Here is a 26,411-nt window from a genome sequence, read left to right on the forward strand (position 1 = left end):
GTTTCTACATGTGCGCCGCACGGTCGTGGCAATTCGACCGCAACGGACTACCCATGGGGCGCAGCCTCACATGCGCGGAATCGACCGGATATCCGAACTGTCTCCCGTAGCCGGATCATCGTCCGCCTCGGGAAGCGGCGCACCGGGGTCGTAGCGCACCGGGGCGCCGCGTTCGATCCGATGCGCGAACGACGGCGGCGTCTCGACCGTGTCGCCGAAGCGCGCTCGCACGAACGCGCGCAGCAATGCGGTGCGCATGTCCGGCGCACGGGCCGCACAGGTCGACGGACGGTCGATGAAGCACGCGTCGCATTCGACGCCGTCGCCGCGGCGCGCGATCCGAAGATCGCCGACGCGCTCGAGCACCGCCCCCGCGTCGGCCCATGACGCCGACGGTGCGAAATGCGCGTCGAGGCGCCGCAATGCATCGCATGCGGCGGTCACGATGACCTTCGGTTCGACGGCCGTGAAGCACAGCGTGTCTTCGTCGTCCGCGCACAACGCGCGCGCGCACCAGTAATCGAGGGCCGTTCCGGCGAGTTCGTCGGTTCGCATCGGCAAGCTCCGTCAGGTTCCATCAGGCAGGGGCGCTCAGCGCGCAAAGGGCGTGCCCGGCGCAGCGCGGCGCGCAGCGTCGCGAAATATGCGTCGCCGTCCACCGGCATCGCGAAACGGCTTGCATCGCGGATCGTGTCGCAGTTGCGTCCGCATTCGAGCAGCCCGTGTCGAACCGGATCGTCCGGGCGCGAGGTATTGACCGCCGCGTCGGTGCTCGCGGTCGCGAATGCGGCGCGCGTCATGCGAACCGGCACGATCATCGGGCGTCGACGTCCCGGTCGCCGTCGATGCGTTGCAGCAGCACGTCGCAACGCGCGCGCAGCGCCTGCAGTTCCGGCGAATCGGCGTCGAGCCGGACGCGTTCGCCGCTGTCGGGGTCGCCGTATGCGCACGCGATCTCGTAGATGCCTTGCGCGATCGTCGCGGACGCATGCGCGATCCTGATCCGGTCGAGCCAGCCGCATTCCGCGTGGTGGCACGCGAGCCACGCGCGCATCGCGCCGACCGCCTGGCTGGTCGTGAGCCATGCGCCGCCGCGCATGCGCGCAGCGAGCTGGCTGGTGACGAGGTAGGAGAGCAGGTCGGTCGGGGTCACGCGAGACTCCTTGTCGAGGTGTCGGGATGACAGGTCCGCACACCGGCGATGCGTTGCAGCGCCGCGCAGATCGCCGCAAATTCCGCGCCACTCGTGCGCGAGAACGATACCGAGATGTCGTCGGTGTCCGGATCGTCATCCGATTGCTGGACGATGAACCGCTTCACGCGCACGCGGCCGGTGCCGAGCGTGTCGTGCAGCACCCCGAGCGTCAGGCCGCCGCGTTCGACGACGAGCCGCAGCGTGCGCTGCTGCCGCTGCGCGATGAAGCGGCGCTCGAGCGGTTTCACGCCCGCGAGGATTGCAAGCACGATCGCCGTTGCACCGATCGCCGCGACATACATGCCGCCACCCGCGGCGAGACCGACGCCGGCCACCGCCCACAGGCTCGCTGCCGTCGTCAGCCCGCGCACCACTTCGCCGCGCAGCAGGATCGAGCCGGCGCCGAGAAAGCCGATGCCCGATACCACCTGCGCGGCGACCCGCGACGGATCGAGCACGACGCCGTTCTGCCCGCGCACGTCCTCGAAGCCGAACGTGGAAACGAGCATCACGAGGGCCGAGCCGACGCACACCAGCATGTGCGTGCGCAATCCGGCGGCCCAGTTGAGCCGCTCGCGTTCGAGCCCGATGACGCTGCCGAGCAGCGCGGCGAGCAGCAGGCGTCCGAGGAGAATTGAAATGAACGCGTCCCATCCCGTGACCGAGTGAGCGAAGAATGAGGGGGGATCCTCACGGGCCGACGGCATCGATGTGCCCAGGTAGAAAATGCACGCATTTCCTGGCAACCGGAGTTCGATATGGCCGATCATCGTGGCTTCCTTTATTGTCTGGCGTACCGGGGCGGTTCGATGCCCGGTTCGATACCCGATACCCATTCGGGACGCAAGGCGCGTGCTGGGCCTGCCGATACCGGGCACGGCGCGTGCGCACGGGGCCGACGGCGCGCGCGGCGATCATGCGGTGCGCATTTTTTGCATCTCCATCGCAGATAAGTACAGGGGGCCAGGATGCAACATCAACAGGACGCACAGGTTCGCGATCCGTATCGCGGCCACGAGATTCGCGTATGGGCGCGGCGCAACGTGCGCGGCGCGTGGGACGATGAGGTGCAGGTGTATGTCGACGGCGCGCGCATCGAGCTCTACGTGCCGGAGCCGGCCGGACCCGAATGGCCGACCGAGGACGAGGCACTGCGTGCCGGCGTCGAGCGCGGGCGCTATCTGGTCGACAAGCGGGTCGACGACGATTGAAGCGGGGCGATCCCGCGCGATCCGTCCGGCCCGGCTCACGCATTTCCGCCGCCGGACGATCAGGAGCTGCGCGGACGTGTGCCCGAAGGGGCCCGATCCGCCGAAGACGATGTCGGAGAACCGGGCGATGCGGGTCAGGCGGACGGTTCAGGCATCACGGCCGCGCCGCAATCTCGTCCAGATGCCACAGCAGATCCGCCGGATCGTCGTACACGCGCAGCGCCCCCGCGCGCTCCAGCTCGTCGCTGCCGTAACCGCCCGACAGCAGCCCGACGCCCAGCGCGCGGCAGCGGCTCGCGGCGAGCATGTCCCAGATGCTGTCGCCGATCACTACCGTATGCTCGATCGGCACGTTCAGTTTCGCGGCAGCGGTCAGGAACAGGTCGGGATCCGGTTTCGCATACTTGACCTGGTCGCGCGTGACGACCACGTGCTTCGCGGGATCGACGCCGAGCGCGTCGAGATTGATCGCGGCGGTTTCCATCCGCCCGCTCGTCGCGATCGCCCAGCGGATGCCCGCGTTCGACAACGCGGCCAATAGCACGCGCGCGCCCGGCAGCGGCCGGACCTGCGCACGCAGCCGCTGGTACGCGGCCGCATGCAGCCGCGCGAGCCGTTCGACGCGCTCGGCGTCGATGTCGCCGGCCGTCTCGCGCAGCAGCTGGTTCAGGAACAGGCCGCCGCTCATCCCGATCTTGCGATGGATGCGCCACACCGACAGCTCGATGCCTTCCGCATCGAGCGCTTCCTTCCACGCGAGCACGTGCTGGTAGACGCTGTCGACGAGCGTGCCGTCGAGATCGAACAGAAACGACGTTTCAATGCGCATGTGAATCTCCCTGCCCGAGGTCGTTCGGGCGAATCGTTAGCGAAAGCGTTTTCGACACATCGGTCATTATCGGCGCACGGCCGTGTCATCGCCATGTCCGCGCGCCGCGGCCGGCAGCAGCGTGTCAAGCGCCGCTGGTACAATCGCGCCGATGCGCCGGGCCGGCTGCCCGCGCTCTCAACCTTCGTCGAATTCCCGTATGGCAACCCCGGACGCCGTCAGTTCCGAACAGTCGTGGTGGGGCGTTCTGGCCCTGGCACTCACTGCCTTCATCTTCAATACCACCGAGTTCGTGCCCGTCGCGCTGCTGAGCGCGATCGGCGACAGCCTGCAGATGCAGCCGACCGCCGTCGGCCTGATGCTGACGATCTACGCGTGGGCCGTCGCCGTCGTGTCGCTGCCGCTGACGTTCGTCACGCGTCACGTCGAGCGCCGCAAGCTGCTGAGCTGCGCGTTGCTGGTGTTCATCGGCAGCCATGTCGTCACCGGCGTCGCGTGGAATTTCACGGTGCTGATGATCGGCCGGCTCGGCATCGCGTGCGCGCATGCGGTGTTCTGGTCGATTTCCGTCCCGCTCGCCGTGCGGGTCGCGCCGAGCGACCGAAAAAGTCGCGCGCTCAGCCTGCTCGCGATGGGCACGGCGATCGCGATGGTCGCCGGCATTCCGCTCGGGCGCGTGATCGGCGAGGCGCTCGGCTGGCGCGTCACGTTCCTCGTGATCGGCGGCGCGGCGGCCGTTGCGCTGCTGATACTGCGCGTGTCGCTGCCGACGCTCCCGAGCCAGGGCGCCGGCTCGCTCGCGAGCATCGGCACGTTCCTGCGCAAGCCGGCGCTGGTGTCGCTGTATGCGATCACCGTGCTGGTGGTATCCGCGCACTTCACGTCGTACACGTATATCGAGCCGTTCGTGCAGAGCGTCAATCACGCGAGCAGCGGCCGGATTACCTACGTGCTGATCCTGTTCGGCGTCGCCGGCATGCCGGCCGCGCTCTGCTTCAACCGCGTGTTTCCGGAGCGGCCGGCCGACTTCCTGCTCGCGTCGATCATCGCGTTGTCGGCCTGTCTGCTGATCCTGTTCCCGAGCGCACTGAACATCGTCACGCTGTCGGTTCACACGCTCGTGTGGGGCGGCGCGATCGTCTGCTTCGGTCTCGCGATGCAGGCGTGGGTGCTGAAGCTGGCGCCGGAAGCGACCGATCTCGCGGTGTCGATCTTTTCCGGGCTGTACAACGTCGGGATCGGCGCCGGCGCGCTGCTCGGCAACCATATCGCCGGAGCGTTCGGGCTGCCGTGGATCGGCACGTTCGGCGGGTTGGTCGGAATCTTCTCGGCCGGCATCGCGTGGGCCGCGTTGCGGCTGCATGAGCGGCGAGCGGTCGCGTAGGGCCTGTTCATCGGCCATGCCGACGATAACGCCGCAATGGCGGCGTCAACCCGCCGTGCTCCACGGCCGCGGCGCCGGCTCCGCGTTGCCGCGCACCTCGTTCGGCGTCAGGCCGGTCCAGCGCTTGAATGCATGCCGGAAACTCGCGGCGTCGCTGAATCCCAATACCGATGCGATGTCTTCGGTGCTCAGCGCGGTCGTGCCGAGATAGTCGATCGCCAGCGCCCTGCGCACGCCCGTCAGCAGTTCGTTGTAGGACGTGCCTGCGGCGTCGAGCTTGCGGCGCAGTGTCCTTGAAGTCATGTGGAGGGTCCCGGCGATCGCGTCGATGTCCGGGAATCTGCCGGGGATGCGCGTTAGTTCGTCGTAGACGCGAAGCGTGATCCCGGAGCGGTCCTGGAGTTCGTCGAGCAACTGCGCGCAGTGCCGCGAGACCTGGGCCGCCGTGATCGGGTGGGCAAGCTGCGGCGCCCGCGACAGCCACGCGGCGGGATAGCTCAACACATGGCAATCCTGATCGAATGCAACCGGACAGTCGAGCGCTTCGGCAAGCAATGTCGCATGGGCCGGTGGTTCGCATGCAAACTGTGCGCGCACCGGCACGCACCACGATCCCATCACGTCCTTGACGAATGTCGCGTGAAGAATGAACTGCATGTCGAGCAGAAACGCGTACAGTCGCGCGTCGAGTTCGGGCAGCACCACGTCTTCGCGGGCAGGGAAATGCCAGGACGCCAGATCGCCTTCCTCGCCTTCTATGCCCCAGCGAATGCCGAGCAAGCCGTTCGCGAGCCGGTGGAACCGGACCGCCGCATCGAACGCCTGCCCGAGCGTTTCGGCGCACAGCGTCGCATACCCGTACAGCCCGTAGCTCGATGCATGCAGCAACCTGCCGACCCGCACGCCCAGGTCGGAGCCGGAATAGTGCCGGAGCGCATTGCGCACGGCCGTCAGGAATTGTTGCGCCGACGTGAGCGTGAACGGGTTCGACACGTCGTTCGGGGTGAGATCGGTCCCGGCGAGCACCGCGGACGTGTCGAGCGCCAGATGCGCCGCGACTTCCATCAGCGCCGCGAGCTTCGACGGCGATGCGCGTTTTTCCGACAGGGTGGCCAGATCGACCGGCGACGACGGCAAGCCGGCGCCAGGGCCGGCTTGCGTCGGGTTCAATCGCATGGTGCTGCTGCTCATCTCTGAATCAGGTCGTCGGTTCTCGTCGCGGCCTGGAATCGGGCAATGCCGGGCATCGATGCTTCGCAGGCCGCGTCCGCAGTGACCACGTTACGTCAATCCGCCGGTTCCGTGTGGTAGCGAACGCGGACAATTTTCGCGTCCGTTTCAAACATTTCCAAAGCCCCGGTCGGCCGCCATAGTGGCGGCACGCCACGGTCGGCATACGCACCCGTGTCGAGACAATAAATAGGGAGATACCGTCTGATGAAGTCGATGAAACTGGCGGCGGCTGCCGCCATGCTGGTGGCGAGCGCGGCAGCGCATGCGCAGTCCGCGGGAAGCAACGTGATCGGAATGGGCTGGTTGCGAATCGCCCCTCAAACCTCGAGCGATCCGCTCGAAATCGGCGGGCACGCGGTGCCCGATACGGGCGCGAGCGTCGATAACGCCGACACGCTCGGCATGACGTTTACGCATTTCCTGACCGACAACATCGCGGTGGAGACGGTCGCCGGCATTCCGCCGAAATTCAAGTTCTCGGGAACGGGTGTGCTTTCCGCCGCGGCGATCAATCCGCTCGGCGATGTCCGCCAGTGGAGTCCGGCGCTGCTGCTGAAATATTATTTCGGCCGCGCGGATGCCCGATGGAGACCCTATCTCGGCATCGGCGTCAGCTACATCTGGTTCACCAATGCGCATGTCGGTCCCGCGTTCCAGCAGGCGTTGAGCGCGCAATTGACGCACGGGGCGACGACAGGCCTGTCGACGAGTGCGGACGTAGACAGCGCATGGTCGCCGGTCTTCAATGCCGGGTTGAATTACCAGTTCGACAAGCATTGGTCGGCCGGGCTTTCCGTGTCGTACCTGCCGTTCGGGACGAAAGCCAATTTGAGCACCCGGCTGCCGAACGGTGCCGTGGTCAAGAGCGTCGCGAAGATCACGCTGGATCCGCTCGTCACGCTGGTGTCGGTCAATTACGCATTCTGACCGGGTGAGGCTGCGGCGGCGATCCGCTTGCAAGGACGGGAGGAGGGCGGCGTGGCCGCCATCGTTTCATGCCGAACGGCGAACGGCGAACGGCGAACGCCGACCGCCGACCGCCGACCGCCGACCGCCGACCGCCGAACGCCGAACGCCGAACGCCGAACGCCGAACGCCGAACGCCGAACGCCGAACGCCGCGTCAATGCGGCCCGCCAATCCCGAGCCCCGCCGCATCGAGCTGCCTGAGCTTCGCATACAGCGTCGTGCGTGAAATGCCGAGCTGCCGCGCGGCCGCCGACACATTGCCGTCGTGCTCGCCGAGCGCCCGGCGGATCGCGTCGAGCGATTGTTCGTGCAAGCTCGCGTGCGGGGTCGCGGCCGGCGCTGCGTTGCACGCGTCGGCGGCGTCCTCGAGCACATCGGCGTGGCGCGCCATCGTCGCCCGATCGAGCGGCGCGCGCACGGTGCGCACCCATACGTGGCTACCATCGTCGCGCGCGATTCGCTGCGGCGTGCGCGCCGGCGTCAGCAAACGACGCTGCTGCGCGGGCGTTGCACCGGGAAACAGTTGCCGGAGATCGCACCGTGCGACCGGCCCCTCGGGCGCGAGATCGAGCATCTGGCGCGCGAGCCGGCTCACCGCGCGCACGCGGCCCGCTTCGTCGAGCGCGACGACGCCGGCGAGCGGCGTGCCGAGCCAGCGCGGATCGTATTGCACGTGCAGCAGATGGCAGTCGCGCAGCAGCGCATACAGCCGCTGCTCGGCGGACAGTGCCGCATGCCGGAACTGCTCGCGCAGTTGCACGACGTTGCGCCGGCCGATGCCGGTGATGTCGAGCGCGCCGATCACTTCGCCATCGAAGCCGACCAGCGGCACCGCGAGACAGAACACCCGCGACAACTCGTCGAGATAGTGCTGCGCACCCGCGACGACGGCCTCGGCCCCGTCGTGAATCACGCAGCTCGGCGCGGTCGTGCCGACGTTCGGTTCGACGATCCGGCGCCCGGCGACGATCGGCGTCAGCAGCGTGTCGCCGCACTGCGGGCTGCGCCGCGCATGGACGATCGTGCCGCGCGGATTGACGCAGAAGATCGTCCAGTCGCTGCCGCCGAACGCAGCCCACAGCTGCTCGATTTCCTGCGCGACGCAGCGGGTCAGTTGCCGGTCCGCGCGCGATTCGTCGCGCTCGCGCTGCATTTCGTAGCGGGCGGTTTCCCACGGCCGGAGCCCGGCATCGCGCGAACGCGCCCACGAGCGCGCGACGCTGGCCGGCAACGCGGTTTCGGGCAGTGGCTCGCCCGCCGCGAAGCGGACGCGGAGCCGGTCGAGGTCGACCGGCCGGGCAAGGGATTCGGGAGCCGTATTCACGCTGGATTCCATTTGGGGTCGAATGTCCGGGCCGGGCGGGGCGGCCCGGCGTGTCGCGCGAATGCGTAATATAGCCCGGCGCCCGAAGCGCGGTATTGTCGTCCCCGCCGGAGCGCCGCCGCGTGCCGCCGACGGCCGGCGGCACGCCTGGGCTCAATGCGGCAAGCGCAGGATCGGCTTGAGCGTGATGCCTTTGCTGCTGTCTTCCGCCGCCTGGTTGATCTGTTCGAGCGGATAGAACTTCACCAGCCGATCGAACGGAAACCGCCCTTGCAGATACAGCTGCACGAGCTGCGGAATGAAGATCTGCGGCACGCTGTCGCCTTCGACGATGCCGCGGATCGTGTGGCCGCCGAGCAGCAGGCTGTTCACGTCGAATTCCGCCCGGGTGCCGAGCTTCGGCGCGCCGACCACGCCCATCGTGCCGCGCGAGCCGAGCGCGTCGATCCCTTGCGACAGCACGGCCGGCAGCCCGGTCGATTCGAGCGCGAAATCGACGCCGCCGCCGGTGATCTCGCGGATCGCGTCGACGACATCGACTTCCTTGCTGTTGATCGCGTGCGTCGCGCCGAGCGCCAATGCCAGCGCGAGCCGCGACGGCACGATGTCGACGGCGATGATGGTGGTGGCGCCCGCGATGCGTGCGGCCATCACGGCGCTCATGCCGACCGCCCCCGCGCCGAAGCTCGCGAAGCTGCTGCCCGTGCGCACCGCGAGCGAGTTGATCACCGCGCCCGCACCGGTCTGGATGCCGCAGCCGAGCGGCCCGAGCAGGTCGAGCGGCGCCTCCTTCGGCACCTTGACCGCGTTGTTCTCGCGGGCGAGCGCATAGCTCGCGAACGACGACTGCGCAAAGAAATGATCGTGCAGCGGTTGTCCGGCGGCGTCGCGGATCGCGGTCTGCCCGTCGGCGTCGGCGCCGCCGAAATTCAGCGCGAAGAACTGCCGGCAATACGCACCGTGACCGCCGACGCACGACGTGCAGTGGCCGCACGCGCCGTAGGTGAGCACGACGTGATCGCCCGCGGCGAGCGTCTTCACGTTCGGGCCGACTGCCTCGACCACGCCGGCGCCCTCGTGACCGAGCACGGCCGGCAGCGGCACCGGGTAGTACTGGTCGCGCACGATCAGGTCGGTGTGGCACAGGCCCGTCGCGACGACGCGCACCAGCACCTCGTCGCCGCGCGGCGCGCGGATCCGGGCCGATTCGATCGAGAACGGTGCGCCGGCGGCGCGTGCGACGGCCGCGGTGACGGCGCGCGTATCGTTTTCCGTGTACATGGTCGGTCTCCTTGTTAAAGCCTTCGTTAAAGCGGATACAACGGCGCGTCGCCCTTGATGGTCAGCCACTGCCACTGCGTGAATTCTTCCCAGTTCGCGCTGCCGCCGATGCTCGAGCCGTTGCCCGATGCGCCGACACCGCCGAACGGGTTGATCACTTCATCGTTGACCGTCTGGTCGTTGATGTGCAGCAGGCCGGTGTTCAACCGCTCGCCGATCCTGAGCGCGCGGCCGACGTCGGCGGACAGGATCGCCATCGACAACCCGTATTCGGTCTGGTTCGCGAGCGCGATCGCCTCTTCGTCGGTATCGAACGGCACGACGATCGCGACCGGCCCGAAGATCTCCTCGTCGAACGCCGGATTGCCCGGCGCGACGCCGCTCAGCACGGTCGGCTCGAAGAACAGGCCGCGATGGCCGCCGCCCGTCTCGACGCGTGCGCCCGCGCGACGGGCCGCGTCGACCAGGTTCGCCGCATGGTCGCGTTGCGCGGCATTGATCAGCGGGCCGAGGCCGACGTCCGCGGTCGCTGGATCGCCGACGCGCAGGCCTTGCGCCTTCTCGACGAGCTTCGCGACGAAGCGGTCGTGAATCGCGCGCTGCACGAGCACGCGGCCCGTGGCCATGCAGATCTGGCCTTGATGCAGATACGCGCCCCAGGCGGTGTTGGCGACGGCGCGGTCGAGATCGGCGTCGTCGAGCACGATCAGCGAGTTCTTGCCGCCGAGTTCGAGCGACACCTTCTTCAGGTAGCGGCCCGCCGCTTCGCCGACCTTGCGTCCGGCCGCGGTGGAGCCGGTGAACTGGATCATCGCGACGTGCGGATCGGCGACCAGCGCCGCACCGGCCGCGCCGTCGCCGGGCAGCACGTGCAGCACGCCTTGCGGCAAGCCGGCGAGCTCGAACACGCGCGCGATCGCGACGCCGCCGCACACGGCGGTGCGCGGATCGGGTTTCAGCACGACCGCGTTGCCGAGCGCGAGCGCCGGCGCGACCGCGCGCACCGCGAGGTACAGCGGGAAGTTGAACGGCGAGATCACGCCGACCACGCCGCGCGGGCGGCGCCGCGCGAGCGACAGCCGGCCGGGCGTCGACGGCAGCACTTCGCCGGCTGCGCGCGATGGCAACCCGGCCGCCTCGTGCAGGGCCTTGATCGTGACGGCGGTTTCGAACGACGCCTTCGCGCGCGTCGAGCCGCTTTCGCGCACGAGCCAGTCGACGATCGCATCGAAGTGCGTTTCGGCGACGGCCGCCGCGCGACGCAGGACCGCCGCGCGCTCGTCGTACGGCAGGCCGAACCACGCAGGCTGCGCGCGCTGCGCGGCGGCCGACGCGTCGGCGATGGCCGCGCTATCCGCGAGGCCGATGCGGCCGAGCGTGTTGCCGGTCGCCGGTTCGATCACGTCGGCCGCGTGCGGGCTCGCGTGCCAGTGCCCGGTGAAAGTCTTGCCGCGCCAGACGTCGGCGTCGAACAGTGCCGTGTTGCTGCTGCTATCCATGTACGCTCCTGAGGAAATTTCGGTCGGCCGGATCGGGCGTTGCTTGGCGCTTTGGTGTCGACCGGCATGCGCGCGAGGGTAGGCGGGGGCGGGGAAACGGGGCTATCCGGGTTTCTTCCCACCCGCCGCGCCCGCGCCGATCGTGGGGCGTTCGCGGTCATGTGTACGGAAACTGGACAGTCGTTGCGCGGATTGTTGCCGCACGCCGGCTGATGACACTGCGGGGATTGCTGGTGTAGCAGTGCCTGCGCCGTGTCTGACGAGGCTCAACGCGTAAACCTGTGCTCAGACCTACGCTCACGCTTCTCGGGATTCGCAGTTATCGACCCGAAGCCGTCGTTCGAGCCGCCAGAGCTTCAACGACAATTATCGGAGTGATCCGACCGTCCGGGCCGGTCCCTCACGCGCAACGGTTCCGCCTTTGTGGAACGTTTGTCGATTGACGGCAAGGCGATCGTTACTGGTTAAACCCGGCGTGGCGCAGCGCTTCCTCAGCGGCCTCGTGGTCTTGAGCCGATGTTCCGCCAGAAACACCGATGCCCCCGACCAGACGCCCTTCGTAAAAGATCGGTACGCCACCGCCGACCGGCATCAGCCGCGGATGGTGCGCCAGCGGGGCAACGGCAGGTTCGGCCATGTACTGATTCCATTGGTGCGTGGCCATGCCGAATGACGCGGCGGTCCATGCCTTGTCGATGGCGACGTCGACAGTCAGGAACGGGGCGGTATCGGCGCGCTCGAAAGCGCGCAGGTGACCGCCTGCATCGGTAATCGCAATTGTCGCGGCGAATCCTCGTGCGGCGCACGCGCGGCGCGCTTCGGCAATCAATGCTTGCGCGGCTTCCAGGCTGATCGTTGTCGTGCTGATGATTGGCGATGTCATGTTGATGTCCGTTATCAGAAGGGTTCAATGGTTGGCGACGACGACCTTGCCGATCATGTTGCCGGCCTCGACCAGCGCGTGCGCTTCGATGAGACCTGCGGCGTTGATGCCGTCAATGCGTCGGGTCAGGGTGTGCTTGAGGCGGCTCTGGTCAACCAGCTGCGCCGCGCGGCGCAGCAACGCGTGTTGCCGTGCGAGGGTGTCGGTGGTGAACATCGCGCGGGTAAACATCAGTTCCCAGTGAATCGAGATGGATTTCCCCTTGAACGGCCCGATGTCGAGACCCACCGGATCGTCGATGAGGGCGAACTGGCCTTCCGGGCGCAGCACGGCGGCGATTTGAGCCACATAGGCAGCGCTGTTGTTCAACCCGGCAACATGGGTGACGTGCTCGATACCGAGCGCGGCCAACTGGGTTGCCCAGGGTTGATGGTGATCGAGGACGTAGTGCGCGCCATGAGCCAGCACCCATTCGCGGGTTTCCGGTCGCGAGGCCGTGCCGATGACGGTCATACCGGTCAGCTCACGTGCCAGTTGGGTCAGAATCGAGCCGACGCCGCCCGCCGCTCCGATCACGAGCAGCACGTTGTGCTTGGCCGGGTCCGCTGCCTGAACACGCAGACGGTCGAACAGCAGCTCCCACGCGGTGATCGTGGTCAGCGGCAATGAAGCGGCCTCTGCGAAATCCAGTGATGTCGGCATGGGTCCGACGATGCGTTCGTCCACGGCGTGCAGTTCGCTGTTGCTGCCGGGTCGCTTGATGTCGCCCGCGTACCAGACACGGTCGCCTGCCTTGAAGCGCGTGGCCAGCGGACCGGTCGCGCGGACGATTCCCGCCGCGTCCCAGCCGGCGATGCGGGCACCGCCTTCAGGAATATCTCCACTGCGCCGAATTTTGGTATCGACCGGGTTGACCGATACCGCCTTTACTTCCACCAACAGATCGTGGTCGCGCAGTTCCGGCGTGGGCAGCTCGATATCCTGCAGCGCGTGCGGGTGGCTGACGGGATGGTTCTGATAGAAGCCGATGGCTTTCATACACGTGGTCTCCAAGGGTGATTGAGACCATGCTATCTTTCGTCGATATGCGGATAAATATCCGGCGAGCCCAAACACTTTCGTCATTTCAATGAAAATGATTCGACTCGATGACGTCCAGATCTTCGTGCACACGGTGGATTACGGCAGCTTCTCGGAGGCGGCGCGCCAGCTGAATATCGCGCCGGCACACGCGAGTGCATCGGTGCAGCGGCTTGAGAAGGTGCTGGACACGCGCTTGTTCACGCGGTCCACGCGAAGCATGCAATTGTCGGAGGCTGGAGAGCGTTACCTGCCGCATGCGCGGGTCATGATTGGTGCGCTGGAGCAAGGCCAGCAGGCCCTGGCAAACAGCCGGGGGCACTGTCCGGCCCGCTGCGGCTGTCCGCTCCGTCTGACTTTGGTCGAAACCTGCTGTTGCCGTGGCTGGATGACTTTCAGCACCGGCACCCTGGCTTGTCGCTGCACCTGAAAATGAGCGACCGTGCGGCCGACCTGATCCGCCAGCCGCTGGATGCAGTCGTGCGCTACGGAGCGCTGCCGGATTCGTCGCTTTTGGCCATGAAACTGGTCGACAACAACCGGCGCGCATTGTGTGCCGCGCCGTCCTACCTCGAACGGCATGGCGCACCGACCAAAATTGAGGATCTGCGGCGGCACAACTGCCTTCGGTACGTATGGAGCGAGCAGATACATGAACGCTGGCGCTTTACCCCGCGAGGCGGCGAGCGCACCGTGGCCGTGACAGGTAATCGCATCAGCGACGATGCCGATGCCGTTCGTCGCTGGGCCGTAGCCGGGGAAGGCATTGTTTACAAGTCGCGACTGGACCTCATCGACGATCTGAAGGCAGGTCGACTGGTGGAGTTATTTCCCCCGGAGGACTGCGAGCCTGCGCCGCTGCACTTGATTTGTGCTCACCGTGCGCAACTGTCGCCGGCGATTAACGCGTTGCATGCTTTCTTGCGGGAGCGCTGCGCTGCATGGCTTGCCAGCCACCCATCGGGGGGCACTCAGGCTGTACTCGCGATTTAAATGGCCGCCTCCAGGGCGCAACGGACGTCTGAATGTCCGAACCCCGTTGCCCGCGAAGGTCGTCTGTTGGCCGATAGCCACCATCGGCTTCTGATAGACGTGGCGCATCGGCGACGAGCCGATATCCACATACCGACCTCCATCCGGTCGTTCGCAGAAACCGACGCCGAAGCCGAAGACCGACGGCCAACCCCACCGTTTTGCCCTCAGGAAAACCCTGATCGATTCAGGCAGGCCACCCGTTTCAGCCGGTTTTCCCACTGCCGAAAGTAGCCGCATCGCACCTCCGCGCAAGCGATACCCCGACCACGCGCGACCACGCTCCAGCAAGCCTCTCCGCCCGCATACCTAGCCAAAAAAGGTATGGCGCGCCGCAATATCCCGGGTCTCGAGTCGTATTTCAATACCCTCCAGGTATCAAAAAACTCGCCCAAAAGTATTGGACGCCCCATTTCCCCGCCGCGTATAAATCCGTTCCATGAACTTCCCACACGCAGCGTGCCCCATGTCCTCAGTCACCATCGAACGCATTGAAACCCGCCTCGTCGACCTGCCGACGATCCGTCCGCACAAGTTGTCGGTCGCCACGATGCACGGGCAGACGCTGATGCTGGTGAAGGTGACCTGCAGCGACGGCGTGACGGGCCTCGGCGAAGGCACGACGATCGCCGGGATGGCCTACGGCCCGGAAAGCCCGGAAGCGATGAAGCTTGCGATCGACGCGTACCTCGCGCCGGCGATCATGGGCAAGGACGCGACGCGCATCCAGACGCTGATGGCGTTCCTCGGCAAGCTCGCGAAGGTCAATCACTTCGCGAAGAGCGCGCTCGAAACCGCGCTGCTCGACGCGCACGGCAAGCGCCTTGGCGTGCCGGTCAGCGAACTGCTCGGCGGTCGCCGGCGCGATCGCCTGCCGGTCGCGTGGACGCTCGCATCGGGCAACACGGCGACCGATATCGCGGAAGCCGAACGGATGCTCGACCTGCGCCGCCACAACGTGTTCAAACTGAAGATCGGCGCGAAGGCGCTCGCCGAGGACGTCCGGCACGTGGCCGAGATCAAGCGGGCACTCGGCGAGCGCGCATCGGTGCGCGTCGACGTGAACATGGCCTGGAGCGAGACGCAGGCGGCGCGCGCGATTCCGGCGCTGGCCGATGCCGGTTGCGAACTGGTCGAGCAGCCGGTCGCGTCGGCCGCGGCGCTCGCGCGGCTGATGCGCCGCTTCCCGGTCGCGCTGATGGCCGATGAAATCCTGCAGGGCCCGGACAGCGCGTTCGAGATCGCGAAGCATCACGGCGCGGACGTGTTCGCGATCAAGATCGAGCAGAGCGGCGGCCTCTTTGCCGCGCAGCGCGTCGCGGCGATCGCGGATGCGGCCGGCATCGAGCTGTACGGCGGCACGATGCTCGAAGGCGCGTTCAGCACCGTTGCATCCGCGCATCTGTTCGCGAGCTTCGCGAACCTGCAGTGGGGCACCGAACTGTTCGGACCGCTACTGATCACCGAGGAAATCCTCACGGCCCCGCTCGACTACAGCGATTTCGAACTGACCGTGCCGAGCGGCCCGGGCCTCGGCATCGAGCTCGACGAAGCGAAGGTCGCGCGCTTCACCCGCGACGGGCTGACGAAAGTCTCCCGCTAACTTGCGCCAACCCGATTACGTATCAGGACATCACGATGCTTTTCCACGTACGCATGGACGTCAACCTCCCGGCCGACATGCCGGCCGGGGTGGCCGACGAGATCAAGACCCGCGAGAAAGCGTATTCGCAGGACCTGCAGCGCAGCGGCAAGTGGCGCCATATCTGGCGCATCGCCGGCGAATACGCGAATTTCAGCGTGTTCGACGTGTCGGGCAACGCCGAGCTGCACGAGATCCTGACCGGCCTGCCGCTGTTCCCGTACATGAAGATTTCGGTGACGCCGTTGTGTCGCCACCCGTCGTCGATACACGACGGCGACGTTTGAGCCACGGAGCCGCCTCTGCTGCGACAGCGAGCACCCCGGGTCACTTTTCCCCTAATACACGTGGAGACACCATCATGAGCGTCAAAGTTTTCGATACGAAGGAAGTGCAGGATCTGCTGAAGGCCGCGTCGAACGCGGGCGCCAATGGCACCAACGGCGGCGACGCGCGCACGCAGCAGATCGTGCTGCGGCTGCTCGGCGACCTGTTCAAGGCGATCGACGATCTCGACATCACGCCCGACGAAGTGTGGGCTGGCGTGAACTACCTGAACAAGCTCGGCCAGGACGGCGAAGCGGCGCTGCTCGCCGCCGGCCTCGGCCTCGAGAAGTATCTCGACATCCGGATGGACGCCGAGGACGAGGCGATCGGCCTCGACGGCGGCACGCCGCGGACGATCGAAGGCCCGCTGTATGTCGCCGGTGCGCCGGTGCGCGACGGCGTCGCGAAGATCGACCTCGACGCGGACGAAGCCGCGGGCCCGCTCGTGATCCACGGCACGGTCACGGGTCTCGACGGCAAGCCGGTGGCCGGCGCGCTGGTCGAGTGCTGGCACGCGAATTCGCACGGCTTCTATTCGCACTTCGACCCGACCGGCAAGCAGAGCGATTTCAACCTGCGCGGCGCGGTGAAGACGGGCGCGGACGGCCAGTACGAATTCCGCACGCTGATGCCGGTCGGCTACGGCTGCCCGCCGCAGGGCGCGACGCAGCAGCTGCTGGATCGCCTCGGCCGCCATGGCAACCGCCCGGCGCACGTGCACTTCTTCGTGACCAGCGACGGCCACCGCAAGCTCACGACGCAGTTCAACATCGACGGCGACCCGCTGATCTGGGATGACTTCGCGTATGCGACGCGCGAGGAGCTGATTCCGCCCGTCACCGGCAAGACCGGCGGCGCCGCCCTTGGGCTGAAGGCCGACGCGTACCAGGACATCGAGTTCAACTTCGTCCTGACGCCGCGCGTCGAGGGCAAGGACAACCAGATCGTCGAACGCCTGCGCGCTTCCGCCACGGCATAACCACCCGACGGCGCGGCGGCGCGCCTGCGCCGCCGCCGGCCGGGTCCCCGCGAGATTCAATCGATACCGATGCGAGCGTGCTTGCAGGACCCGGCACGCGCACAGGAGGAACCAACATGTCCGCCACGATCGACCCCACCACCGAACTGGACCACCTGCTCGCCACCGCGGTGCAGGACGACAAGGAGGCCGGCGTCTTCCGCTGCCGCCGCGACATCTTCACGAACGAGGCGCTGTACGAGCTCGAGATGAAGCACATCTTCGAGCGCAACTGGGTGTACCTCGCGCACGAGAGCCAGATCCCGAACAACAACGATTACTACACGACGTGGATCGGCCGCCAGCCGGTCGTCATCACGCGCGACAAGACCGGCGAGCTGCACGCCGTGATCAATGCATGCGCGCACAAGGGCGCGATGCTGTGCCGCCGCAAGCACGGCAACAAGGGCAGCTTCACGTGCCCGTTCCACGGCTGGACCTTCTCGAACACCGGCAAGCTGCTGAAGGTGAAGGACGAGAAGACGACCGAGTATCCGGTGCAGTTCAACACGCACGGCTCGCACGACCTGAAGAAGGTCGCGCGCTTCCAGAACTATCGCGGCTTCCTGTTCGGCAGCCTGAGCGACGACGTGCTGCCGCTCGAGGACTACCTCGGCGAGGCGCGCGTGATCATCGACCAGATCGTCGACCAGGCGCCGAACGGCCTCGAAGTGCTGCGCGGCAATTCCTCCTACATCTACGAAGGCAACTGGAAGATGCAGATGGAGAACGGCTGCGACGGCTATCACGTGAGCACCGTGCACTGGAACTACGCGGCGACGATGGGCCGCCGCAAGGAGGACGGCACCAAGGCCGTCGACGCGAACAGCTGGAGCAAGTCGGTCGCGGGCGTGTACGGCTTCGACAACGGCCACATCCTGCTGTGGACCCAGACGATGAACCCGGAAGTGCGGCCCGTGTACCAGCACCGCGACGAGATCAAGGCGCGCGTCGGCGACGTGCAGGCCGACTTCATCGTGAACCAGACCCGCAACCTGTGCGTGTACCCGAACGTGTTCCTGATGGACCAGTTCAGCACGCAGATCCGCGTGGTGCGCCCGCTCGGCGTCGACAAGACCGAAGTCAGCATCTTCTGCTTCGCGCCGAAGGGCGAGAGCGAAGCCGACCGCACGACGCGCATTCGCCAGTACGAGGATTTCTTCAACGTGACCGGGATGGGCACGGCCGACGACCTCGAGGAATTCCGCGCATGCCAGGCCGGCTACGCGGGCATCACGGCGATGTGGAACGACTTGTCGCGCGGCGCGCCGCTGTGGATCGACGGGCCGGACGAGAACGCGAAAAAGATGGGGCTGAACCCGCGCATTTCGGGCGAGCGCAGCGAGGACGAAGGGCTGTTCGTGTGCCAGCACGAACACTGGGTGCACGTGATGCGCGATGCGCTGAAGAAGGAACGCGGGGAGGTGGAGGCATGAACATCGATTACCGGACCATTTGCGCGGCGCTGTATCGCGAAGCGCGCCTGCTCGACGATCGCGAGTGGGACGCGTGGCTGACCTGCTACACGGAGGACGTCACGTACTGGATGCCCGCGTGGGACGACGACGACCGGCCGACCGACGATCCGCAAAGCCAGATCTCGCTGATGTACTACCCGGATCGCGGCGGCCTCGAGGATCGCGTGTTCCGGATCAAGACCGAGCGCAGCGGTGCGTCGACGCCCGAGCCGCGCACCAGCCACAACGTGACGAACGTCGAGGTGCTGGCCGAGCGCGAAGGCGAGGTGGACGTGCGCTACAACTTCGACACGCTCAACCATCGCTACCGCGTGACCGATCACTACTTCGGCACGATGTTCGTCACGCTGCGCCAGGTGGGCGACGCGCTGCTGATTTCGAACAAGAAGATCGTGCTGAAGAACGACTACATCCGGCAGGTGCTCGACGTGTACCACGTCTGACGCCGATTGTTTCGACACGTAACACAGGGAGACGAGGTCATGTCCACCTACAAGATTGCACTGAACTTCGAGGACGGGGTCACCCGCTTCATCGACTGCAAGGCCGGCGAGAAGGTGCTCGACGCCGCGTTTCGCGCGAAGATCAACCTGCCGATGGACTGTTCCGACGGCGTGTGCGGCACCTGCAAGTGCCGCGCGGAAAGCGGCAGCTACGACCTCGGCGACGACTACATCGACGACGCGCTCACCGAGGACGAGAAGGACGGCGGCCTCGTGCTGACGTGCCAGATGGTGCCGCAAAGCGATTGCGTGATCGCGGTGCCGACGTCGTCGGTCGCGTGCAAGACCGGCCACAGCGCATTCGCCGCGACCGTGACGAAGGTCGAGCAGCACAACGACGCGGCGATCGTGCTCGAACTCGACGTCGACGCGGCCGCGCCGGCGTTCCTGCCGGGCCAGTACGTGAACATCGGCGTGCCGGGCAGCGGCCAGCACCGGTCGTACTCGTTCTCGTCCGCGCCGGGCGACACGAAGGTCGGCTTCCTGATCAAGAAGATCCCGGGCGGCGTGATGAGCACGTGGCTCGAATCGGCGAAACCCGGCGACACCCTCGAGCTGAACGGGCCGCTCGGCAGCTTCTACCTGCGCGACGTGGCGCGGCCGCTGCTGTTCCTCGCGGGCGGCACGGGCCTCGCGCCGTTCCTGTCGATGCTGGAGGTGCTCGCGCGCAGCGGCTCGCAGCAGAAGGTGCACCTGATCTACGGCGTGACGCGCGATCTCGACCTGGTGCTGGTCGACGCGATCGAAGCGGTTGCGGCGAAGCTGCCGAACTTCAGCTACGCGACGGTGGTCGCCGATGCTGCGTCGAGCCACGCGCGCAAGGGCTGGGTCACGCAGCACATTCCGGCCGATGCGCTGAACGACGGCGACGTGGACGTCTATCTGTGCGGCCCGCCGCCGATGGTCGACGCGGTGCGCCAGTACTTCGACGATCAAGGCGTGAAGCCCAACAGCTTCCACTACGAGAAGTTCACGCCGAACGTGACGGCAAAGGCGGCATGACCATGCAACGATTCTCCGGAAAGGTGGTCGTCGTCACCGGCGCGGCGCAGGGCATCGGACGCGGCGTCGCGCTGCGCGCGGCGGCCGAGGGCGGCAAGGTGCTGTTGGTCGATCGCGCGGAGTTCGTGGCCGAGGTGGCCGCCGAAGCGCCGGGCGGCAACACGGCCGGCTTCGTCGCCGATCTCGAGACCTACGACGGCGCGCATGCGGCGATGGCGTGCGCGGTCGCGACGTTCGGTCGGATCGACGTGCTGATCAACGGCGTCGGCGGCGCGATCCGGATGCGGCCGTTCGCCGAGTTCGAGCCCGCGCAGATCGACGCGGAAATCCGCCGCTCGCTGATGCCTACACTCTACAGCTGCCACGCGGTGCTGCCGCACCTGCTGGCCGCGGGCGGCGGCACGATCGTCAACGTGTCGTCGAACGCGACGCGCGGGATTCGCCGCGTGCCGTACTCGGCCGCGAAAGGCGGTGTCAATGCGCTGACGGCGGCACTCGCGATGGAATACGCGGAGCACAACATCCGCGTGGTCGCGACCGCGCCGGGCGGCACCACGGCGCCGCCGCGCCGCGTGCCGCGCAATGCGGCCGGCGACAACGCGCAGGAACAGGCGTGGATGGCCGAAGCGGTGCGGCAGGTGACCGACTCGACGTTCTTCAAGCGCTACGGCAGCCTCGACGAGCAGATCGCGCCGATCCTGTTCCTCGCGTCGGACGAGGCGAGCTACATCACCGGCACGGTGCTGCCGGTCGCGGGCGGCGATACGGGTTGAGCCGCGGCGGCTCGCCGAACCTGATGCCTCGGGCGTGCACGCGCCGCAGCCGCGCGTGCGCGCCATTCGACAATCACATGAACATGATCGGCCGGCGCCGCGCGCCCGGCCATGGAGACACTCATGCGCAAACGCGAAGCGATCATCCCGGCCGGCATGGAAGCCGTGTACGAAAAAATCGGCTATGCGCCGGCGATCAAGGTCGGCGATACCGTCTACGTGTCCGGCCAGATCGGCCGCGACGCGGCGATGCAACTGGTGGAAGACCGCGAAGCGCAGATCGTGCAGGCGTTCGAGAACCTGAAGCGCGTGCTGGAGGCGGGCGGCGCTTCGCTCGGCGACGTCGTCGACCTGACGACCTTCCATACCGACATGCGCGACCTGCCGCTGTTCATGCAGGTGCGCGATCGCTATTTGCATGCGCATCCGCGGCCCGCGTGGACCGCGGTCGGCGCGCACATGCTCGGCGGCTCGCCCGGCTATATCGTCGAGATCAAGGCGGTGGCGGTGCTGTGACGGTGATCGCTCCGCATCGCGACGGGCGATGCGGGCGGAATGCGGTACCTGAGGCGTTACGCCGATGCCGCCGGTTCCGATGACGCACGCGTGGTTCGAAGTCGTGTCACCGCCCCGCCGCGTTACGCGAGCCGGAATTTTTTCCGCAGGCTCGAATCGACCGGGCCGGCCGGCATGAAGCGCCGCAACGTGCGCAAAAGCGACGCCTCGCCGGTCGGCGTGCGGCGCATCCGCCAGGTGCCCAGCGCCGCCTCGACGATGGTGGCCGCCACGCCGTCGGGTGCGGGCGCGGCTTTCACGCCGTTGGCGACGGCCTGCGATGCCGCCGCGCGCTCGCGATCGTAGTCGGCGATCCTCGCGCTCGCGTGCGGCGCATTGACGTCCAGGTTGGTCCGCGTAAACGACGGTTCGACCAGCGTAGCGCGGATGCCGAACTGGCGCACCTCGTGATCGAGCGTTTCGGTCAGCCCCTCGACCGCATGCTTCGACGCCGAATAGAGACCCATGTACGGCGCCGGCAAAAACCCAAGCACCGAACTGACATTGACGATGCGTCCGCCGCGTTGTTTCCGCATATGAGGCAGCACCGCCTGCACCGTGCGCACGATGCTGAAGACGTTGCTGTCGAACAAGGCCGCCGCTTCGTCCACCGAGGTTTCTTCCACCGCGCCGATCAGGCTCGCGCCGGCATTGTTGACGAGCACGTCGATACGCGCGGCGCGCTCGACGATCGTATGGATTCCGGATCGAATGGACGCATCGTCGCGAACGTCCATCTCGATCAGCTCGACACCGGCGACGGGCGCCGTGCGCGCGATACTGCGCACGGTGCCGAACACGCGGCACCCGCGCTTGGCGAACTTCTCGGCGGCGGCGCGCCCGATGCCCGACGACACGCCGGTCACGACGACAACGGTGGGGTTCGACATGGCTGTTTCCTTCGATACGATGAACGGGGTGGGTATCAATCGCGCGCGTCGAGCGCGGGTGCAAGTGTAGGTGCGGCAGGCGACGCCTCGTGCCCGCCGCGGCGCGAACCGGCGGCATGGCCGGGCCGGATTCGATACCAGATTGCATACATCGCCGGCAGGAACACCAGCGTGAGGACCGTGCCGGCGAACGTGCCGCCGATCAGCGTGTACGCGAGCGTTCCCCAGAACACCGAATGGGTGAGCGGAATGAACGCGAGCACGGCGGCCATCGCGGTCAGGATGACCGGGCGGGCCCGCTGCACGGTCGCTTCGACGACCGCATGGAACGGGTCCAGCCCCGCGTGTTCGTTCTGATGGATCTGCCCGATCAGGATCAGCGTGTTGCGCATCAGGATCCCCGACAGCGCAATCAGCCCGACCAGCGCGTTGATGCCGAACGGCTGCCCGAACAGGATCAGCGTCGGCACCACGCCGATCAACCCGAGCGGGCTCGTCAGGAACACCATCACCATCGCGGAGATCGAGCGCACCTGGAAGATGATGATGACGAGCGTGATCGCCAGCATGATCGGGAACAGCGGCAGCATCGCCGTCGTCGCCTTGCCCGATTCCTCGATGGAGCCGGCCTGCTCGATCCGATAACCGCTCGGCAGCTTGTCGACGATCGGTTGCAGCGCCTTCGTGATGGCGGCCGATACGTCAGGCGGCTGCAAGTCATCGGCGATGTCGCCGCGCACCGTGACGGTCGGCACGCGATCGCGCCAGCGCATGATCGGCTCCTCCATTCGCACGTCGACCTTGCCGACCTGCGACAGCGGAATGCGCTGGCCGTTCGCGCCGACGAGCGTGAAGTCGTCGAGCCGCGCCGGGTCGAGCCGCGTAGCGCCGCCCGAACGCGCGATCACCTGTACGGTTCGAATATCCTCGCGCACCGCCGTGACGGGCACCCCCGTGAGCAGAAACTGCAGCTGCTGCGCGACCGCGCCCGACGTCAAGCCGACTGCCTGCAGGCGATCCTGCTGCAACGTGAAGTGCAGCGTCGGCGCGCGCGTGCCCCAGTCGGCATTGACCGTGCGCATCATCGGGCTGCCGGCCATCACGCGCTCGACGTTGGCCGCGATGCCGCGCAGCGTGTCCGGATCGGGGCCCGTGATCCGGTAGGCCACCGGGAACGGCGAATACGGACCGAACACGAGGTGCGTCACGCGCACGCGTGCTTCGGGCGCGAGGCCGTCGGCGATGGCTTTCCGCAGTCGTGCCTTCAATGCATCACGCTCGTCCTGACTGTCCGTGCGGATCACGATCTTCGCGAACGACGGGTCGGGCAGCTCGGGCCCCATCGCCAGGAAAAAGCGCGGCGCGCCCTGGCCGACGTACGCGGTGACGATCCTCGCTTCCTTCTGCTTCGCGAGCCACGCTTCGACCTTCGAGGTGGCGGCGCTCGTTTGCGAAATCGACGTGCCGTACGGCATCTGCACCTCGATCAGTACCTCGGGGCGATCGGAGATGGGGAAAAACTGCTTCTTGACGATCGCCATGCCGAGAATCGCGAACACGAACAGCGCGATGACCGAACCAGCGACGAGCCATTTGCGGGCGATCACGCGCGTCAGCAATTGCCGGAAGCGGTTGTAGCGGGGCGTGTCGTAGATCGCATCGTGACCGCCTTCGAACTTCCTGAAGTCCGGCAGCATCTTCACGCCGAGGTAGGGCGTGAAGGCCACTGCGACGACCCACGATGCGATCAGCGCGATCCCCACGATCCAGAACATGTTGCTCGTGTATTCGCCCGCGGTAGAGCGCGCGAAGCCGTTCGGCATGAAGCCGACCGCGGTCACCAGGGTGCCGGCCAGCATCGGCGCGGCCGTATGGCTCCACGCGTAAGCCGATGCGGCCACGCGGTCGTAGCCTTCCTCCATTTTCACGACCATCATTTCGATCGCGATGATCGCGTCGTCGACGAGCAGGCCGAGCGCGAGGATCAGCGAGCCGAGGGTAATGCGGTCGAAGTTCTTGCCGGTCGCGGCCATCACGACGAACACGATCGCGAGCGTGAGCGGCACGGCCGCAGCAACGACGAGCCCCACGCGCCAGCCCATGCTGACGAAGCTCACCAGCATCACGACGAGCAGCGCGGCGAAGAACTTGACCATGAACTCGTCGACGGACGAGCTGATGTTCACGGACTGGTCGGTGACCTTGGTCAGGCTCATGCCGAGCGGCAGCTCCGCGTTGATTGCGCCGACTTCCCGGTCCAGCGCACGGCCGAGGTCGAGCCCGTTCCAGCCGTCGCGCATCACGACACCCAGCAGCAGCGCGGGTTCGCCGTTGCTGCGGATCATGAACGTCGACGGGTCTTCGTAACCGCGCTCGACGGTGGCGATGTCCGACAGTTTCAGCGTGCGGCCCTGCGCGACGATCGGCGTGTCGCGAATCTTCTGCAGCTTGTCGAATGCGCCGTCCATGCGAATGAAGATCTCCGGCCCGCGCGTCTCGACGGAGCCGGCCGGCGTCAGCGCGTTTTGTCCGTTGAGCGCGGCGAACACGTCCTGCGGGCTCACGCCGAGCGTCGCGAGCCGGTCGTGCGACAGCTGCACGTAGATGCGCTCCGCCTGTTCGCCGATGATGTCGACCTTCTTCACGCCCGGCACATGCAGCAGGCGCTGACGCTGTGTCTCCGCATCGCGCACCAGCAGGCGCTGCGGTTCGCCCTTGGCCTTCAGCGCGAACAGCGCAAACGTGACGTCCGCGTATTCGTCGTTGACCATCGGCCCGATCACGCCGGCCGGCAGATCGTTCGCCACGTCGCCGATTTTCTTGCGCGCCTGATAGAACTGCTCCTGCACCTCGGACGGCGGCGTGCTGTCGAGCAACGTCAGCGTCGTGAACGCCAGGCCGGGGCGCGTGTAGGTTTCGCTGCGGTCGTACCAGCGCAGCTCCTGCATGCGCTTTTCGATCTTTTCGGCGACCTGGTCGTGCATTTCCTGCGCGGTCGCGCCCGGCCAGGCGGTGACGATGGTCATCACCTTGACCGTGAACGCCGGATCTTCCGCGCGGCCGAGCTTGAAGAACGACACGAGCCCGGCGAGCGAAATCAGGCAGATCAGGAACAGCGTGACCGCGCGTTCGCGCACGGCGAGCGCCGACAGGTTGAAGCGGCGTTCGCTCACGGCCGTGCTCCTTCGCTTGCGAGCGCGATGGCCTGCGGCGACACGCGGACCGTTTCGCCTTCGCGCAGCAAGTGGGCGCCGAGTGCGACGACGCGCTCGCCTTGCTTCAGCGTGCCGGACACGCGGGCGTTGTCGTCGTCCAGATGCGCGAGCGTGACCGGCCGCCACGCCACCTTGGCCGGATCGCCGGCGACGACCCACACGCCGGGCCCCTTGCCTGCATCGAGCAGCGCGCCGATCGGCACCTGCAGGCCGGCTTGCGGCGTGCCGTCCGCGATCCGGATCGTCACGGTCGCACCCAGCGGTGCGCTGGCCAACGCACCCTGCAGCACATAGCGCGCTTCGAACGTGCGCGTTCTGGCATCCGCAGTATCGGAGAGCTGGCGCAGCGTCGCGGGAACGCTCGCGTCCTGCTTGCCGAACAGCTCGGCCTGCGCGCTCGACCCGATCGCCGGGCGCAGGGTTTCGGGCAGCTGGATCACGGCCTCGCGGCTGCCGGCGTGCGCGAGCCGCACCACCGGCTGGCCGGCGCTGACCACCTGACCGGGCTCGGCGAGGGTTTCCATCACGACGCCGTCGCCGTCCGCGACGAGTTCCGCATAGCCCGTCGCATTGCGCGACACGTTCGCGTCGGCCTCGGCGGCGCTCAGTTGCGCCTTGGCGGCATCGGCCGCCGCCTTGATCTGGTCATAGGCCGATGCCGATATCGCTCCGGTGCCGCGCAGGTCGCGGTAGCGGGCTTCATCCTCGGCGGTCTGCCGCGCGCGGGCCCGCGCGGCGGCCACGGCTTCGTCGCGTGCGCGCGCCGCGAGCTTCAGGTCGACGGGGTCGAGCCGCATCAGCGGCTGGCCGCGCCTGACGGTTTGACCGGCGTCGACGAGCCGCTCCTGCACCTTGCCGGACACCCGGAAGCCGAGGTCGCTCTGCACGCGGGCCGCGACGGTGCCGGTAAACGCGCGGGACGCGGGAACGGCCGCCTGCACGAGGGCGGTACGCACGAGCGGCGCTTCCGTGCGCGGATCGGAAGGCGCTTTTCCGCTGCACGCGGCTAGCGCGAGCGGCAGTGCGGAAGCGACTGCGAGGTGAGCGAGGCGACGCCTGACCATGAAAGACCCAATGACGAAGTGTTCG

24 protein-coding genes and 2 pseudogenes are annotated in these 26,411 nt (G+C 67.1%); 12 read left to right on the top strand and 14 right to left on the bottom strand.

All coding sequences use genetic code 11. The features are described from left to right. Positions 1–66 precede the first annotated feature (66 nt). The 4 genes and pseudogenes from DIE15_RS12905 to DIE15_RS12920 form a co-directional block, all read right to left on the bottom strand. Positions 67–555 carry a phage protein NinX family protein gene (locus DIE15_RS12905; protein WP_057927039.1) on the bottom strand — a complete coding sequence of 163 codons (489 nt, stop codon included), beginning with the start codon at positions 553–555 and terminating at the stop codon, positions 67–69. A 50-nt stretch (positions 556–605) separates the two neighbouring features. Beyond that, a pseudogene (locus DIE15_RS37635) lies at positions 606–818 on the bottom strand (hypothetical protein); the annotation flags it as partial. After that, positions 815–1,153, bottom strand: coding sequence for a hypothetical protein (locus tag DIE15_RS12915; protein WP_057927038.1), 339 nt, complete (start codon positions 1,151–1,153; stop codon positions 815–817). The pseudogene DIE15_RS37635 and the gene DIE15_RS12915, both read right to left, overlap by 4 nt. Beyond that, positions 1,150–1,965, bottom strand: coding sequence for an MgtC/SapB family protein (locus DIE15_RS12920; RefSeq protein ID WP_260428247.1), 816 nt, complete (start codon positions 1,963–1,965; stop codon positions 1,150–1,152). The genes DIE15_RS12915 and DIE15_RS12920 overlap by 4 nt, the downstream gene beginning before the upstream one ends. Before the next feature lie 198 nt (positions 1,966–2,163). Here DIE15_RS12920 and DIE15_RS12925 point away from each other — a divergent pair, with 198 nt between their 5' ends. Beyond that, entirely contained in the window at positions 2,164–2,406 is a 243-nt protein-coding gene (locus DIE15_RS12925; protein WP_124833431.1) for a DUF6566 family protein, read from the top strand. Between the two features lie 154 nt (positions 2,407–2,560). On the opposite strand, the gene DIE15_RS12935 is transcribed toward DIE15_RS12925, so the two are convergent. After that, on the bottom strand, positions 2,561–3,235 hold the full coding sequence (locus DIE15_RS12935; protein ID WP_124833432.1) for an HAD family hydrolase: 675 nt from the start codon (positions 3,233–3,235) through the stop codon (positions 2,561–2,563). Between the two features lie 199 nt (positions 3,236–3,434). Here DIE15_RS12935 and DIE15_RS12940 point away from each other — a divergent pair, with 199 nt between their 5' ends. Further along, a complete protein-coding gene (locus DIE15_RS12940; protein WP_057927034.1) occupies positions 3,435–4,619 on the top strand; it encodes a sugar transporter in 1,185 nt (394 codons plus the stop codon). A gap of 45 nt (positions 4,620–4,664) precedes the next feature. On the opposite strand, the gene DIE15_RS12945 is transcribed toward DIE15_RS12940, so the two are convergent. Continuing rightward, positions 4,665–5,810 carry an AraC family transcriptional regulator gene (locus tag DIE15_RS12945; protein ID WP_124833433.1) on the bottom strand — a complete coding sequence of 382 codons (1,146 nt, stop codon included), beginning with the start codon at positions 5,808–5,810 and terminating at the stop codon, positions 4,665–4,667. A gap of 246 nt (positions 5,811–6,056) precedes the next feature. On the opposite strand from DIE15_RS12945, the gene DIE15_RS12950 reads away from it, so the two are divergent. Continuing rightward, entirely contained in the window at positions 6,057–6,779 is a 723-nt protein-coding gene (locus DIE15_RS12950; protein ID WP_057927032.1) for an OmpW family protein, read from the top strand. A 195-nt stretch (positions 6,780–6,974) separates the two neighbouring features. On the opposite strand, the gene DIE15_RS12960 is transcribed toward DIE15_RS12950, so the two are convergent. The 5 genes from DIE15_RS12960 to DIE15_RS12980 all read right to left on the bottom strand — a co-directional run bounded on the left by DIE15_RS12960 (position 6,975) and on the right by DIE15_RS12980 (position 12,845). Beyond that, positions 6,975–8,144, bottom strand: a complete 1,170-nt coding sequence (locus tag DIE15_RS12960) for a helix-turn-helix domain-containing protein (protein ID WP_242431828.1) — start codon at positions 8,142–8,144, stop codon at positions 6,975–6,977. A gap of 153 nt (positions 8,145–8,297) precedes the next feature. Further along, entirely contained in the window at positions 8,298–9,425 is a 1,128-nt protein-coding gene (locus tag DIE15_RS12965) for an NAD(P)-dependent alcohol dehydrogenase (protein ID WP_057927030.1), read from the bottom strand. Between the two features lie 26 nt (positions 9,426–9,451). Then, complete coding sequence (locus DIE15_RS12970; protein WP_124833434.1) at positions 9,452–10,924, bottom strand: benzaldehyde dehydrogenase; 1,473 nt, start codon at positions 10,922–10,924, stop codon at positions 9,452–9,454. Positions 10,925–11,381: 457 nt separating this feature from the next. After that, positions 11,382–11,807 (bottom strand): heme-binding protein, encoded by a 426-nt coding sequence (locus DIE15_RS12975; RefSeq protein WP_124833435.1) that lies wholly within the window; start codon positions 11,805–11,807, stop codon positions 11,382–11,384. A 24-nt stretch (positions 11,808–11,831) separates the two neighbouring features. After that, positions 11,832–12,845, bottom strand: coding sequence for a zinc-binding alcohol dehydrogenase family protein (locus DIE15_RS12980; RefSeq protein ID WP_124833436.1), 1,014 nt, complete (start codon positions 12,843–12,845; stop codon positions 11,832–11,834). Between the two features lie 97 nt (positions 12,846–12,942). On the opposite strand from DIE15_RS12980, the pseudogene DIE15_RS12985 reads away from it, so the two are divergent. The 9 genes and pseudogenes from DIE15_RS12985 to DIE15_RS13030 all read left to right on the top strand — a co-directional run bounded on the left by DIE15_RS12985 (position 12,943) and on the right by DIE15_RS13030 (position 21,178). Continuing rightward, a pseudogene (locus tag DIE15_RS12985) lies at positions 12,943–13,880 on the top strand (LysR family transcriptional regulator). A gap of 505 nt (positions 13,881–14,385) precedes the next feature. Continuing rightward, a complete protein-coding gene (locus DIE15_RS12995; RefSeq protein WP_124833437.1) occupies positions 14,386–15,522 on the top strand; it encodes a muconate/chloromuconate family cycloisomerase in 1,137 nt (378 codons plus the stop codon). A gap of 35 nt (positions 15,523–15,557) precedes the next feature. Further along, entirely contained in the window at positions 15,558–15,848 is a 291-nt protein-coding gene (gene catC / locus DIE15_RS13000) for a muconolactone Delta-isomerase (RefSeq protein ID WP_124833438.1), read from the top strand. Between the two features lie 74 nt (positions 15,849–15,922). Next, positions 15,923–16,867 (top strand): catechol 1,2-dioxygenase, encoded by a 945-nt coding sequence (gene catA / locus DIE15_RS13005; protein ID WP_057927024.1) that lies wholly within the window; start codon positions 15,923–15,925, stop codon positions 16,865–16,867. A gap of 116 nt (positions 16,868–16,983) precedes the next feature. Continuing rightward, complete coding sequence (locus tag DIE15_RS13010) at positions 16,984–18,342, top strand: Rieske 2Fe-2S domain-containing protein (protein ID WP_124833439.1); 1,359 nt, start codon at positions 16,984–16,986, stop codon at positions 18,340–18,342. Next, the gene (gene benB / locus DIE15_RS13015) at positions 18,339–18,827 is read left to right on the top strand and encodes a benzoate 1,2-dioxygenase small subunit (RefSeq protein ID WP_057927022.1); all 489 of its coding nucleotides are present in this window, start codon (positions 18,339–18,341) and stop codon (positions 18,825–18,827) included. Before DIE15_RS13010 ends, benB begins: the two co-directional genes overlap by 4 nt. 39 nt (positions 18,828–18,866) lie before the next feature. Further along, positions 18,867–19,889, top strand: a complete 1,023-nt coding sequence (gene benC, locus DIE15_RS13020) for a benzoate 1,2-dioxygenase electron transfer component BenC (RefSeq protein ID WP_124833440.1) — start codon at positions 18,867–18,869, stop codon at positions 19,887–19,889. Next, a complete protein-coding gene (gene benD / locus DIE15_RS13025; protein WP_057927020.1) occupies positions 19,886–20,662 on the top strand; it encodes a benzoate diol dehydrogenase BenD in 777 nt (258 codons plus the stop codon). Before benC ends, benD begins: the two co-directional genes overlap by 4 nt. 123 nt (positions 20,663–20,785) lie before the next feature. Next, entirely contained in the window at positions 20,786–21,178 is a 393-nt protein-coding gene (locus DIE15_RS13030; RefSeq protein WP_124833441.1) for a RidA family protein, read from the top strand. A 122-nt stretch (positions 21,179–21,300) separates the two neighbouring features. Here the strand turns inward: DIE15_RS13030 and DIE15_RS13035 are convergent, their stop codons facing one another. The 3 genes from DIE15_RS13035 to DIE15_RS13045 are packed head-to-tail and all read right to left on the bottom strand — an operon-like array spanning position 21,301 to position 26,386. Beyond that, positions 21,301–22,107 carry an oxidoreductase gene (locus tag DIE15_RS13035; RefSeq protein WP_124833442.1) on the bottom strand — a complete coding sequence of 269 codons (807 nt, stop codon included), beginning with the start codon at positions 22,105–22,107 and terminating at the stop codon, positions 21,301–21,303. Positions 22,108–22,142: 35 nt separating this feature from the next. Further along, on the bottom strand, positions 22,143–25,280 hold the full coding sequence (locus tag DIE15_RS13040; protein WP_124833443.1) for an efflux RND transporter permease subunit: 3,138 nt from the start codon (positions 25,278–25,280) through the stop codon (positions 22,143–22,145). After that, a complete protein-coding gene (locus tag DIE15_RS13045) occupies positions 25,277–26,386 on the bottom strand; it encodes an efflux RND transporter periplasmic adaptor subunit (protein ID WP_124833444.1) in 1,110 nt (369 codons plus the stop codon). The genes DIE15_RS13040 and DIE15_RS13045 overlap by 4 nt, the downstream gene beginning before the upstream one ends. Positions 26,387–26,411: the final 25 nt, after the last annotated feature.

It is taken from the genome of Burkholderia sp. Bp9031, assembly GCF_003857965.1.
Taxonomy (GTDB): domain Bacteria; phylum Pseudomonadota; class Gammaproteobacteria; order Burkholderiales; family Burkholderiaceae; genus Burkholderia; species Burkholderia ambifaria_A.

Coding starts and splice junctions, on each gene's coding strand:
- DIE15_RS12905 (WP_057927039.1), bottom strand. CDS start 555: ATGCGAACCGACGAACTCGCCGGAACGGCCCTCGATTACTGGTGCGCG.
- DIE15_RS12920 (WP_260428247.1), bottom strand. CDS start 1,965: ATGATCGGCCATATCGAACTCCGGTTGCCAGGAAATGCGTGCATTTTC.
- DIE15_RS12925 (WP_124833431.1), top strand. CDS start 2,164: ATGCAACATCAACAGGACGCACAGGTTCGCGATCCGTATCGCGGCCAC.
- DIE15_RS12935 (WP_124833432.1), bottom strand. CDS start 3,235: ATGCGCATTGAAACGTCGTTTCTGTTCGATCTCGACGGCACGCTCGTC.
- DIE15_RS12940 (WP_057927034.1), top strand. CDS start 3,435: ATGGCAACCCCGGACGCCGTCAGTTCCGAACAGTCGTGGTGGGGCGTT.
- DIE15_RS12945 (WP_124833433.1), bottom strand. CDS start 5,810: ATGAGCAGCAGCACCATGCGATTGAACCCGACGCAAGCCGGCCCTGGC.
- DIE15_RS12950 (WP_057927032.1), top strand. CDS start 6,057: ATGAAGTCGATGAAACTGGCGGCGGCTGCCGCCATGCTGGTGGCGAGC.
- DIE15_RS12965 (WP_057927030.1), bottom strand. CDS start 9,425: ATGTACACGGAAAACGATACGCGCGCCGTCACCGCGGCCGTCGCACGC.
- DIE15_RS12970 (WP_124833434.1), bottom strand. CDS start 10,924: ATGGATAGCAGCAGCAACACGGCACTGTTCGACGCCGACGTCTGGCGC.
- DIE15_RS12975 (WP_124833435.1), bottom strand. CDS start 11,807: ATGACATCGCCAATCATCAGCACGACAACGATCAGCCTGGAAGCCGCG.
- DIE15_RS12980 (WP_124833436.1), bottom strand. CDS start 12,845: ATGAAAGCCATCGGCTTCTATCAGAACCATCCCGTCAGCCACCCGCAC.
- DIE15_RS12995 (WP_124833437.1), top strand. CDS start 14,386: ATGTCCTCAGTCACCATCGAACGCATTGAAACCCGCCTCGTCGACCTG.
- catC (WP_124833438.1), top strand. CDS start 15,558: ATGCTTTTCCACGTACGCATGGACGTCAACCTCCCGGCCGACATGCCG.
- catA (WP_057927024.1), top strand. CDS start 15,923: ATGAGCGTCAAAGTTTTCGATACGAAGGAAGTGCAGGATCTGCTGAAG.
- DIE15_RS13010 (WP_124833439.1), top strand. CDS start 16,984: ATGTCCGCCACGATCGACCCCACCACCGAACTGGACCACCTGCTCGCC.
- benB (WP_057927022.1), top strand. CDS start 18,339: ATGAACATCGATTACCGGACCATTTGCGCGGCGCTGTATCGCGAAGCG.
- benC (WP_124833440.1), top strand. CDS start 18,867: ATGTCCACCTACAAGATTGCACTGAACTTCGAGGACGGGGTCACCCGC.
- benD (WP_057927020.1), top strand. CDS start 19,886: ATGACCATGCAACGATTCTCCGGAAAGGTGGTCGTCGTCACCGGCGCG.
- DIE15_RS13030 (WP_124833441.1), top strand. CDS start 20,786: ATGCGCAAACGCGAAGCGATCATCCCGGCCGGCATGGAAGCCGTGTAC.
- DIE15_RS13035 (WP_124833442.1), bottom strand. CDS start 22,107: ATGTCGAACCCCACCGTTGTCGTCGTGACCGGCGTGTCGTCGGGCATC.
- DIE15_RS13045 (WP_124833444.1), bottom strand. CDS start 26,386: ATGGTCAGGCGTCGCCTCGCTCACCTCGCAGTCGCTTCCGCACTGCCG.